Source organism: Brucella gallinifaecis (assembly GCF_006476605.1).
GTDB lineage: Bacteria > Pseudomonadota > Alphaproteobacteria > Rhizobiales > Rhizobiaceae > Brucella > Brucella gallinifaecis.
The window spans coordinates 162,030-173,953 of the sequence record NZ_ML636805.1 but is presented as its reverse complement, the minus strand read 5'-3'; the positions used below and the strand labels follow the sequence as shown (position 1 = coordinate 173,953).

Genomic DNA, 11,924 nt, shown 5'->3' with positions numbered 1-11,924 from the left:
ACCGGCGGAAACGCCGGTTTTTTGTTTTGTCATTTTTTGTTCAGGCTTTTTGTTGTGGCAACCATAATTCCAGACGGCGAACTGCTTCCTCAATTTCCTCCACACTGCCTGCATAGGAAAAACGCATCGTGCGATGCCCGTCAACCGGATCAAAATCACGTCCCGGCGTGGCTGCTATATTGGTTTCTTCGATCATGCGGCGTGCGAATTCCATACTGTCATTGGTAAAGCGTGAAACATCGCAATAGGCATAAAATGCACCATCCATTGGTGCAGCAAGGCTTAATCCCATTGCCGGCAAGTGATCGAGCAGGATTTTCCGGTTCTGACGATAGCGATCCTTGACGCGCTCCAGTTCTGCAGTTGCATTGAATGCTTCAATTGCTGCACGCTGCGAAAGTTCGGGGGCAGAAATATAAAGGCTCTGGCCAAGGCATTCGATTGCCCGCACATCAGCGTCCGGCAAAACCATCCAGCCAATGCGCCAGCCGGTCATGCAATAATATTTTGAAAACGAATTGATGATCGTGACATCATTGGAAATCTGCAATGCAGTGACGTCTTCCTCTTCATAGGAAAGTCGATGATAGATTTCATCAGAAATCACCCGAATACCTAGATCACGCGCAGTTTCAATGATCGCCTGCAAGTCCGGTTTGTCAATCACGGCACCTGTAGGATTGGCAGGGCTTGCAAAAAGCACCCCTTTCAATGGCTTTTCGGCATGGGCGGCAGCAAGTGCCTGAGCTGTTAAAGCTCCTGATGCTCCACCTTCATTGGCAATTTCCACCACTTCCAGACCAAGAGCCGTCAGAATATTGCGATAAGCGGGATAACCCGGACGGGTAATGGCAACGCGGTCCCCCGGATCGAAATAGACCAGAAATGCCAGATTGAAGGCAGCCGATGAGCCAGTCGTGACCGCAATACGCTCAGGCGAAACCGATACGCCATAACTCTGCGCATAATGTGCAGCAATCGCTTCACGCAGATCAATAAGGCCAAGTGCATCCGTGTAGCCGATGCGACCATCTTTCAAAGCACGTTCCGCAGCCAGCCGCACTGCATGAGGTGCCGGGTCGGCCGGCTGTCCGACAGCCATCGAAATAATCGGATGACCCGCAGCCCGACGACGATTGGCCTGCGCCAGAACATCCATGGCGTGAAATGGTTCGACCGCGCTACGGTTTGAAAGAGTATTCAACTCAGCCTCCAAAATGCAAGGAATGCAATATATACTCCTCGCCCTATAATCGCCGGATTGGTAAAGCAACAGCATCTTTAGGTAAAAACAGCAGTGAAGTTTAAGATAAAGCCTTTAAACTGGAACACATCCCGAAAAGTGGGACCGGTTTTCGGAACAAGATTCGCAGCAAGGCGCCTAGGATGGGGAGAAAAATGGCAAGCATGACTGCAGGTTTTTCAGCCAGAGCATTTTCATTTCATAATATAATGCGCCGTTCAGTCGCCGCATTTGCCGCACTTGCTGTCGCCGTTACAGGCGTATTGCCTACACAGGCACAGGCACAGTCACGTGGCGGCGGCGTTCCTATTGTGCGAGACGCAGAAATCGAGGCGCTGGTTTCTGATTATGCAGCCCCCATCCTTAAAGCAGCCAAATTGGGCAGTCGCGGCGTTCGCGTCATCCTTGTCAATTCCCAAAGCTTCAATGCTTTTGTCGATGGACGCCGTATCTTCATCAATACCGGTGCAATCATGCAATCGGAAACACCCAATGAAATCATTGGTGTTATCGCCCATGAAGCCGGGCATCTGGCAGGAGGACATCAGGATCGCTTGCGCGAGCAGCTGGGCCGTGCCCGAACTATGGCTGTTATTGGCATGTTGCTTGGTGTTGGTGTTGGAGTGGCAGGTGCAGCAACAGGCAGCGGCAGTGCTGCGGGTGCCGGCGGTGGCATTGCCATGGGAAGTAACGAAATGGCGATGCGCAACCTGTTGAGCTATCAGCGTACGGAAGAAATCACGGCTGATCGTCTTGCTGTGAATTATCTCAATGCAACAGGCCAATCGACCAAGGGAATGCTCGATACCTTCCAGCGCTTTGCCACTGCGCTATCGCTTTCAGGTACACAAATTGATCAATATCGCATCAGCCACCCATTGCCGCGCGAACGCATCGCCAATCTTCAGGAACTTGCGAAAAAAAGCCCCAATTATAATAAGACGGATTCAGCCGCGTTACAGCTGCGGCACGATATGGCACGCGCCAAAATAGCGGCCTATTCCAACAATATGGGTGCATTGCAACGCATGTTTCGCTCCAATCCCGGCGGTTTACCCGCCCGTTACGGTAATGCAATCAGCACTTATCTGAACGGTTCGGCCAAATCCGCAATCCCCAAATTCCAAGCACTGATTAAAGAACAGCCCAAGAACCCGTATTTCCATGAAATGATGGGAGAAGTGCTGATCAAGGCAAATGATACACAAGGCGCTGCAAAATCTTTCCAGCGGGCCGTTGCATTGGACACGCGCAAGTCTCCATTGCTGCGGATGAGCTATGGCCGCGCTCTTATGCTTACCGGCACAAAGGCCAATATGCCTAATGCAATCAAAGAGTTAAAAGCAGGTATTGCAGCGGATCCTGAATTCCCCGGAGGATATGGCTATCTTGCGCAGGCTTATGGCCAGTCTGGCGACATAGCCCGGGCTGATCTTGCCACAGCCGATATGAACTACTATTCCGGTAAACTACAACAGGCTCAGATATTTGCTATACGCGCTCAAAAGCAGATGAAACGAGGCACTCCCGACTGGCTTCGGGCGCAGGACATCATCAATGCCAAGGCCAAAAAATAACAGCCAGCAACATCCTCTCAAGAGGTTCCGGCAGATTTTCAGAACGAATGAAAGTGATTGATATGAAAAATGTGGTTATAGGCACGCTTGCAGGCGGCGTTATTGGTGCTGCTGCAGTTGCTGCGGGCTATTATGCTGGCAATGCCAACCAGCCAGCACCGGCAGCAGCTGTCGAAACGGCCGCAAGCCCGGCAATGTCCCAACAGGATGTTGAGACTATTGTCCGCAACTATCTGCTGCAAAACCCTGAAATCATGATCGACGTGCAGACAGCACTTGAAACGAAACAGGCGGAAGCCGCTCAGGAGGAAGTAAAAAAAGTTCTGGCTTCAAGTCAGAACCAGCTCTTCAATCCTGCCTATGATTCTGTATTCGGCAATCCTGATGGCGATGTCACCGTTTATGAGTTTTTTGATTATAATTGCGGATATTGCAAACGCGCCCTTCCTGATATGCAGACAATCCTCAAACACGATCCGAATGTTCGTTTCGTGTTGAAGGAGCTTCCGATCCTCGGACCGGATTCCATGAGGGCTCATATTGTCGCGCAGGCTTTCAAAGCTCTGATGCCGGAGAAATACGCTGCCTATCATGAAGCTCTTTTAGGTGCATCAAGCCGTGCTACGGAAGATTCGGCAATTGCTGATGCGGTCAAGCTCGGAGCCGATGAAGCAAAGCTTCGCGAAAAAATGAAGGATCCGGCAATCACCAATGCCTTTCAGGAAACCTATCAGCTCGCTCAAAAGCTCAATATTACCGGAACACCTTCCTACATCATTGGAAATGATCTTGTTCCGGGAGCAATCGGGGCCGAAGGGCTGATTGAAAGAATCGCCACCGCCCGTTCTGCTGACAAGAGCTAAAGGCAGTGAGATTGCGCCCTGTTGAAATTTTCAGATGGCGCAATCATACAATCCGATCCTGTAAACGTCTATTTTACTGCAAATTGCATTCATTCCACAAAGAATAGCGGAAAAAAGGCTGTGGTTGAACATTCCTATTCATTTAGAGGGTTTCGGCTTGCATCCAAGCCCTCTATATGAAATGCGAAGTGTAATCGAAATTTCGTAACAGGCCCGTAATCAATCACGGAAGAACATGGTCAAAACGGTTTTTGTTCTGAACGGCCCAAATCTCAATCTTCTTGGGAAACGTGAGCCGGGAATTTATGGTGTGGCAACGCTCGATGACATCGAAGCGGACTGCAAACGCTTGGCTGAACAACTGGGCCTTAGCGTCGATTTTCGCCAGACAAATTACGAAGGTGACCTGGTTAGCTGGATTCAGGAAGCAGGCGACAAAAACGCTTATGTCCTGATCAATCCCGCAGCTTACAGTCATACATCAGTTGCTATTCACGATGCTATTCGTTCGGCCAGGGTAACGGCCGTGGAAGTGCATCTGTCGAACATACATGCGCGTGAGGCGTTCCGGCATCACTCCTATGTCTCCGCAGTCGCCAAAGGCGTTATCTGCGGCTTTGGCGCGGAAGGATACCTGCTCGGCCTGCGCGCACTCGCGGCAATTGCCAAAGAAGAAGAAAACAACGGGCAAGCGTAAAGGGGCCTGATATGTCCAGCAAAAATTCCGTCATCGACAAAGAAACAATCCGCGATCTGGCGGATATCCTCAATGAAACCGACCTGACCGACATTGAAGTCGAGCATGGTGATCTGCGTATCCGTGTTTCGCGCAAGGTAACTGTGCAGGCAGCGGCCACTGTATTGCCAGCCGCTGCTGCTCCGGCTGCAGCTGCGGCACCTGCGGCTGTTGCGGCAGAGCCAACCAAGGCAGAACTGAGCAAAAATGCTGTTCCTTCGCCAATGGTCGGCACTGCCTATCTGGCTCCGGCTCCCGGTGCGCGCAACTTCATCGAGGTTGGTACACAGGTCAAGGAAGGCCAGACGCTTCTGATTATCGAAGCCATGAAGACCATGAACCAGATCGCCGCTCCCCGCGCCGGTACGGTCAAGGCTATATTGGTCGAAGATGCGCAGCCCGTCGAATTCGGCGAGCCGCTTGTCGTCATCGAATAAGACGACCATCTGGTCATTAGAGCGTGTCGCACCTGATGCTATCCATAACGTTCGCTCTATTTCTTTGTTTTTAAGCATGTCTTTATCCCAAAACCGGTTCTCACTTTTGGGAGACATGCTTTAGAATTTCGGCTTATTCAATGAACGGGCAGCAAAGCGCAATGTTTCAAAAGATACTCATAGCCAATCGTGGCGAAATCGCTCTTCGTGTGCTCAGGGCTTGTAAAGAACTGGGCATCAAGACGGTCGCCGTGCACTCCACGGCAGATGCTGATGCAATGCATGTCCGTCTTGCGGACGAAAGTGTATGCATTGGACCACCTCCATCACGCGACAGCTATCTGAATATTCATCAAATCGTTGCTGCATGCGAAATCACCGGCGCGGATGCGATCCATCCGGGTTATGGCTTTCTGTCGGAAAATGCCAAGTTTGCTGAAATTCTTGAAGCACACAGCATTACCTTCATCGGACCGACCTCTTCGCATATCCGCACCATGGGCGACAAGATCGAAGCCAAGCGCACGGCAAAGCGCCTTGGCATTCCAGTTGTCCCGGGTTCTGATGGTGGCGTGACCGACGAAGGTGAAGCCAAGCGCATCGCAAAGGAAATCGGCTATCCGGTCATCATCAAGGCATCTGCCGGTGGTGGTGGCCGCGGTATGAAGGTTGCAAAGACCGAAGAAGATTTGGCGGTCGCCCTTGCAACAGCTCGTACTGAAGCAGGTGCTGCCTTTGGTGATGATGCAGTCTATATCGAGAAGTATCTCGAAAAGCCACGTCATATCGAAGTGCAGGTCATGGGCGATGGTGCAGGCAATGCGATCCATCTTGGTGAACGCGATTGTTCATTGCAGCGCCGTCACCAGAAGGTCTGGGAAGAAGCCAATTCACCTGCTCTGAACGCTGAAGCGCGTGACAAGATCGGTATGATCTGTGCCAATGCTGTTGCCGATATGGGCTATCGCGGTGCAGGAACGATCGAGTTTTTGTATGAAAACGGCGAATTTTATTTCATCGAAATGAACACCCGTCTTCAGGTCGAGCATCCGGTAACAGAAGCTATCACCGGCATCGACCTTGTTCATGAGCAGATCCGTGTCGCAGCAGGCCTCGGCCTTTCGGTCAAACAGGATGATGTACGCTTCTCTGGCCATGCTATTGAATGCCGCATCAATGCTGAAGATCCGCGCAGTTTCATGCCTTCACCGGGGTTGATTACCCATTATCATACGCCGGGCGGCCTTGGTATTCGTGTGGATTCAGGCGTTTATTCCGGCTATCGCATTCCGCCTTATTATGACAGCCTGATCGGTAAGCTGATTGTTCATGGCCGCAACCGCGTTGAATGCATGATGCGTCTGCGGCGTGCGCTTGATGAATTCGTGGTCGATGGCGTCAAGACGACCCTGCCCCTGTTTCAGGACCTTATTTCCAATCAGGATATTGCCAATGGCGATTATGATATCCATTGGCTGGAAAAATATCTGGCAGAACAGTCTGCAACACAGGATGCATAAATAAAGTGACCGCAGGAGCCTCCCCGGACGACTATTCAATCGACCCGGAATTGCTCCTGCGGGCCTATGCCACCGGGGTTTTCCCGATGGCCGAAGAAGCGGACGATCCCGAGATTTTCTGGGTTCGTCCTGAAAAACGCGGCATCATCCCGCTTGAAGACTTCCACGTCCCCAAAAGCCTTCAAAAAATCATCCGGCAAGCACGTTTCGAAATCAGGCTGGACAGCGATTTCGAGGGCGTTATCAATGGCTGCGCAAGTGGCACCGGTGAACGTGCACGGACATGGATCAATGCACCCATCCGCGAAGCCTATGGTAAACTCTTTGCAGCCGGTCATTGTCATACAGTTGAAGCATGGCATGACGGCCAGCTCGCAGGTGGGCTTTATGGTGTGACGCTCGGGCGGGCTTTTTTTGGCGAAAGCATGTTTACGCGCAAGCGTGACGCATCAAAAGTCTGCCTTGCTTTTCTGGTGGAGCACCTCAAAAAGCAAGGATTTGTGCTACTGGATACGCAATTTACGACAACGCATCTGGAACGCTTTGGTGCGATAGAAGTCAATCGCAAAGAGTATGAAGCCCTTCTTAATGAAGCACTTCAGGGCGTGGCCATTTTCTAAAACGAAAATTATTTGCGCTGATCAGGTGCCGGAACATTGGAGTCCTGCTTGCAATCCTTAAGCCATACGTCATAGATCGGATGCTCTACAGCATTGAGACCCGGACTGTCGGCAAACATCCAGCCGGTAAAGATACGACGAATTTTACGATCAAGCGTAATCTCATCGACTTCGACAAAACTGTCTGTGCGCGGTGCTTCATTTTCAGTGCGCGAATAGCAAACCTTTGGTGTCACCTGTAATGCACCAAATTGTACGGTCTCATTGATATAAACATCGAAAGTCGTGATGCGACCAGTGATCTTGTCCAGACCTGAAAACTCGGCGACCGGATTGGAGATACGTTCGGCATAAGCTGTATTAAAGCTTGAAATGCCAGTTACAACAGCAATCAACGCTACCTTTGCAGTCTGCCAGGACCAGTTTTTTCCATTAACAGCCGTGCCGGGAGAATGCTTCGTCAAAACGGATATCCGTATCAATCTGGTTAAATAAAGTGCTGCAACAATTTCTAACCGTCAATTGTGACGATTCGTGGCCCGGTCGCAAGCGGCAATGCATGGCAGCCTCTATGTAATCCAACGATCCTCAAGGCTTTTGCGCCAATATCGCAAAATAAAAAGACCGGCAGGAATGTTCAAGCCGGTCTTCACATAAAATCAGTTACCCGGTGTCCAGGCATCATATTCGCCCGTTACACGCGGACGTTCAGCCGGTGTAGTACCTGGAATAGCGATCGAGCCTTTTGGACGATATGCAAGCGGTGAACCGGTCAGATTCTGCAAATGCGGCTTCTGCCAGTCACGCGGCTTATAGTCTTCCTTGCTTGGCGGCGTATCAACACGATGATGCATCCAGCCATGCCAGCCCGCAGGGATAGCACTTGCTTCCGCATAGCCATTGAAAATGACCCAGCGACGTGTGCGCCCTTCAGAGTCCTTGCCACCCTGATAGTAAACATTGCCGAACTCATCTTCTCCAACCCGTTCACCCTTGCGCCAGGTATGAAAGCGGGTGCCAAGCGTCTGGCCATTCCACCATGTGAAGACTTGTGTAAGAAATTTCTTCATGACCTATCCAGATCCACTATTGCCACAGGCAGAATAACTGCCGGGTTTTAAACGCTTATGACCCGATCCAAAGACCAAGGCAAGGGGCAAGTTGCCGCTGCCACAACAGAATGAATTGATCAGGGTCAGGACCCTACATGGACCAACCTTCAAGAGACTTTTCCATAATCAATACAGGTTCCTTGCACTCAGGATCACCCCAGTCTTCGCTACGGCCCACTTGCGCATAACCCTTGCGTTCATAAAAACGAACTGACTTTGCATTGCGCTCGATGACTTCAAGCCGCATCGTGTTCACACTCGGAAAAGCCATTTCAATTTCAGCAAGCAACATCGTTCCAATGCCCTGTACTTGCACTTCGGGCCGTACATAAAGCTGATGCAGCGAAGCCTTGCCCTCACCGGTCTGGCTCGCAAAAGCCATACCATCTATGCCGCCCTCGCCGTTATCTGCGAGGATAAATTCAGAATAAGGCTTTTTCAAATTGGCTTTGAGTGCTGCAACCGAATGCCATTGCGCGGTGACAGCATTCACCATCTCGCGACCAAGAATATCATCGAAAGTCGCATGCCAGGTTGAAACCAGTAGTTCATGCACGGCTTTCAGATCAGCTTCACTGGCACTGCGAACCCACATTATTCTTCAATCCCGAGCTTGGATTTCACCAGATCATTAACCGCCTGCGGATTGGCTTTGCCGCCCGTTGCCTTCATGACCTGACCAACAAACCAGCCGGCCATGCTTGGCTTGGCCTTGGCCTGTTCAGCCTTGTCGGGGTTGGCTGCGATAATATCATCAACGGCCTTTTCAATCGCACCGGTATCCGTGACCTGCTTCATGCCGCGATCTTCGACAATCTGCTTCGGTTCGCCACCTTCGTTCCAGACGATCTCAAACAGTTCCTTGGCGATTTTGCCGGAAATTGTGCCATCCTTGATTAGATCAATGATTGCACCAAGCTGGGCTGGCGAAACAGGCGATTCCTCAATGTCCTTGCCGGCTTTATTCAGCGCCCCCAGAAGATCATTGATGACCCAGTTTGCAGCCAGCTTGCCATCACGGCCATCACAAACGGCTTCGTAATAATCGGCAATCGCCTTTTCGCTAACAAGAATAGACGCATCGTAAACCGAAATACCAAGCTTTTCGACCAGACGATCTTTCTTGACATCCGGCAGTTCCGGCAGGCCTGCGGCCAGTGCATCAACAAATGCCTGATCGAATTCAAGTGGCAAAAGGTCCGGGTCCGGGAAATAGCGATAATCATGCGCTTCTTCCTTGGAGCGCATCGAGCGGGTTTCACCCTTGACCGGATCAAACAGACGGGTTTCCTGATCGATAGAACCACCATCTTCCAGAATAGCGATCTGGCGACGCGCTTCATATTCAATCGCCTGACCGACAAAACGGATCGAGTTGACGTTCTTGATTTCGCAGCGCGTCCCAAACTCGCCGCCCGGACGACGAACCGAGACATTCACGTCGGCACGCATTGAACCTTCGTCCATATTGCCATCACAGGTCCCGAGGTAGCGGACAATCGTGCGCAGCTTGGTCAGGTAAGCACGTGCTTCATCAGATGAACGCAAGTCTGGCTTGGAGACGATTTCCATCAGCGCCACGCCAGAACGGTTCAAATCGACATAGGACATCGTCGGATGCTGATCGTGGATCGACTTGCCAGCATCCTGTTCCAAATGCAGACGCTCAATGCCAATCTCGACATCTTCAAACTGGCCTTTATTGTCAGGGCCGACCGAGATCATGATCTTGCCTTCGCCAATAATCGGCTGCTTGAACTGCGAAATCTGATAGCCCTGCGGAAGATCTGGATAGAAATAATTCTTCCGATCAAAAACCGACTTCAAATTAACCTGCGCATTCAGACCAATGCCCGTGCGAACGGCCTGTTTCACGCATTCCATATTGATAACAGGCAACATGCCCGGCATGGCGGCATCAACCAAAGACACATTCGCGTTTGGTTCGGCACCAAATGATGTGGAAGCGCCGGAGAAGAGCTTCGATTCGGATGTGACCTGTGCGTGGACTTCCATACCAATGACAACTTCCCAGTCGCCAGTGGCGCCAGAGATGAAGCGTTTCGGTTCTGGTGTGCGCGTATCAATAAGGGTCATGCTGGCTCGCAAATATTCGGATTGAGCTTAAAACTGATTGACTACTGGCTAGAGCAAAGCCCCTTGGGATGCAAGCTTTTCAGCCGGTCAATTACAGGTCATGAAACAGAAAAGGCCGCGCAATGCGCGGCCTTTGCCAGATTGGTTGAAAAGAGAGAATTAAGCCTCGTCAGACTTTTCTTCTGCCTTTTTCTTAGGAGCGGCCTTTTTCTTTGCAGCAGCCTTCTTGGCTGGCTTTGCTTCCAGACCGTCTTCGTCTTCTGCGCTCAGCTCTTCCTTCGAGACCTTCTTGTCGGTCACGTTGATGTTTGCGAGCAGATGGTCAACGACCTTTTCTTCAAAGATCGGTGCGCGAAGGTTAGCAACCGCATCCGGTGTCTTGCGCAGGAATTCGTAGATTTCCTTTTCCTGACCCGGGTAGCGACGTACCTGATCGTAAACTGCACGCTGCAACTCTTCTTCAGTTACTTCTACACCAGCCTTCTCACCAATTTCGGAGAGAACCAGACCGAGACGAACGCGGCGTTCAGCAAGCTTGCGATATTCTTCGCGAGCAGCTTCTTCCGTGGTCTCTTCATCTTCAAAAGTGCGACCAGCCTGCTGCAGGTCAAAATTGATCTGCTGCCAGATATTGTTGAATTCGGCTTCAACCAGCTTTTCAGGGGTTTCGAAAGCGTAATCGCCATCGAGTGCATCAAGAATCTGACGCTTTACCTTCTGACGGGTGATCTGGCCATACTGACTTTCGATCTGCTCTCGAACAACCTGACGCAGACGCTCAAGCGACTCAATGCCAAGCTTCTTTGCGGTTTCATCATCGAGAACGAGTTCGCCAGCCTTTTCCACGCCCTTGACGGTGATGTCAAAGGTAGCTTCCTTGCCAGCAAGATGAGCTGCACCATATTCAGCAGGGAAAGTTACGTTGATAACCTTCTCGTCACCAGCCTTGAGGCCAATGAGCTGTTCTTCAAAACCGGGAATAAACTGACCCGAACCAAGAACGAGCTGCGCATCAGTGTCTGCGCCGCCTTCAAATGGTTCACCGTCGATCTTGCCAAGATAATCGATTGTGACGCGATCTTCGTTTTCGGCCTTACCCTTTTTGGCTTCATAGGTACGGGTTGAAGAAGCAACGCGCTTGACCTGTTCGTCAACTTCTTCGTCCGAAATGTCGACAACTTCACGGGTGACTGCGATCTTGGAGAAGTCCTTGACTTCGATAACCGGCAGAACTTCATAGCTCAGCGAGAAAACGAAATCAGCCTTGCCATCAAGAACTTTTTCCGCTTCTTTTTCGTCTTCGGACATCGAAACGACTGGCTGGGTTGCCGATTTTTCATTGCGCTCAGCAAGGATTGAGCGTGACGAATCATTGAGGATTTCGTTCACAATCTCAGCCATGAAGGACTTGCCGTAGGTTTTGCGCAGATGCGCAGTTGGCACCTTGCCTGGACGGAAGCCGTTGATCTTGGCGCGACCACGCGCTGTTTCGAGGCGCTCAGAGAGCTTAGCTTCGAGATCTCCGGCAGGAACCACGACTTTAATCTCGCGCTTCAGCCCTTCATTGAGCGTTTCGGTAACCTGCATGTTCAAACCTTCACTTCTTGTCATTGTCCCGCCGTTACCGGCGCTTATGCCTCGTCGCGGGAGAGAAATTCTTTTGCCTTAAGGCAGTTGGTGCGGATAGAGAGCAGCCGCACCTAACCCCTCGCCTTGATT

At 51.0% G+C, this 11,924-nt stretch carries 12 protein-coding genes; 6 read left to right on the top strand and 6 right to left on the bottom strand.

Features of this window, described 5'->3' with window-relative positions; all coding sequences use genetic code 11:
• Positions 1 to 40: 40 nt before the first annotated feature.
• Complete coding sequence (locus FHY56_RS10945) at positions 41 to 1,204, bottom strand: pyridoxal phosphate-dependent aminotransferase (protein ID WP_140905199.1); 1,164 nt, start codon at positions 1,202 to 1,204, stop codon at positions 41 to 43.
• A 194-nt stretch (positions 1,205 to 1,398) separates the two neighbouring features.
• On the opposite strand from FHY56_RS10945, the gene FHY56_RS10940 reads away from it, so the two are divergent.
• The 6 genes from FHY56_RS10940 (at position 1,399) to aat (ending at position 6,996) form a co-directional block, all read left to right on the top strand.
• Complete coding sequence (locus FHY56_RS10940; RefSeq protein ID WP_140905198.1) at positions 1,399 to 2,820, top strand: M48 family metalloprotease; 1,422 nt, start codon at positions 1,399 to 1,401, stop codon at positions 2,818 to 2,820.
• A gap of 62 nt (positions 2,821 to 2,882) precedes the next feature.
• Positions 2,883 to 3,683, top strand: coding sequence for a DsbA family protein (locus tag FHY56_RS10935; protein WP_140905249.1), 801 nt, complete (start codon positions 2,883 to 2,885; stop codon positions 3,681 to 3,683).
• Positions 3,684 to 3,918: 235 nt separating this feature from the next.
• A complete protein-coding gene (gene aroQ, locus FHY56_RS10930; RefSeq protein ID WP_140905197.1) occupies positions 3,919 to 4,380 on the top strand; it encodes a type II 3-dehydroquinate dehydratase in 462 nt (153 codons plus the stop codon).
• An 11-nt stretch (positions 4,381 to 4,391) separates the two neighbouring features.
• Positions 4,392 to 4,856, top strand: coding sequence for an acetyl-CoA carboxylase biotin carboxyl carrier protein (accB, locus tag FHY56_RS10925; protein WP_140905196.1), 465 nt, complete (start codon positions 4,392 to 4,394; stop codon positions 4,854 to 4,856).
• Between the two features lie 161 nt (positions 4,857 to 5,017).
• Entirely contained in the window at positions 5,018 to 6,376 is a 1,359-nt protein-coding gene (accC, locus tag FHY56_RS10920; RefSeq protein WP_140905195.1) for an acetyl-CoA carboxylase biotin carboxylase subunit, read from the top strand.
• 50 nt (positions 6,377 to 6,426) lie between these two features.
• Positions 6,427 to 6,996 carry a leucyl/phenylalanyl-tRNA--protein transferase gene (gene aat / locus FHY56_RS10915; RefSeq protein WP_140905248.1) on the top strand — a complete coding sequence of 190 codons (570 nt, stop codon included), beginning with the start codon at positions 6,427 to 6,429 and terminating at the stop codon, positions 6,994 to 6,996.
• 8 nt (positions 6,997 to 7,004) lie between these two features.
• Here aat and FHY56_RS10910 read toward each other — a convergent pair whose 3' ends face one another.
• The 5 genes from FHY56_RS10910 to tig all read right to left on the bottom strand — a co-directional run bounded on the left by FHY56_RS10910 (position 7,005) and on the right by tig (position 11,792).
• On the bottom strand, positions 7,005 to 7,475 hold the full coding sequence (locus FHY56_RS10910) for a DUF2155 domain-containing protein (RefSeq protein ID WP_140905247.1): 471 nt from the start codon (positions 7,473 to 7,475) through the stop codon (positions 7,005 to 7,007).
• Positions 7,476 to 7,655: 180 nt separating this feature from the next.
• Entirely contained in the window at positions 7,656 to 8,066 is a 411-nt protein-coding gene (locus FHY56_RS10905) for an NADH:ubiquinone oxidoreductase subunit NDUFA12 (RefSeq protein WP_140905194.1), read from the bottom strand.
• Positions 8,067 to 8,199: 133 nt separating this feature from the next.
• Entirely contained in the window at positions 8,200 to 8,703 is a 504-nt protein-coding gene (locus FHY56_RS10900) for a GNAT family N-acetyltransferase (protein WP_140905193.1), read from the bottom strand.
• The gene (gene gatB, locus FHY56_RS10895) at positions 8,703 to 10,205 is read right to left on the bottom strand and encodes an Asp-tRNA(Asn)/Glu-tRNA(Gln) amidotransferase subunit GatB (protein ID WP_140905192.1); all 1,503 of its coding nucleotides are present in this window, start codon (positions 10,203 to 10,205) and stop codon (positions 8,703 to 8,705) included. The genes FHY56_RS10900 and gatB overlap by 1 nt, the downstream gene beginning before the upstream one ends.
• Before the next feature lie 159 nt (positions 10,206 to 10,364).
• A complete protein-coding gene (tig, locus tag FHY56_RS10890; RefSeq protein ID WP_268898917.1) occupies positions 10,365 to 11,792 on the bottom strand; it encodes a trigger factor in 1,428 nt (475 codons plus the stop codon).
• Between the last annotated feature and the right edge of the window lie 132 nt (positions 11,793 to 11,924).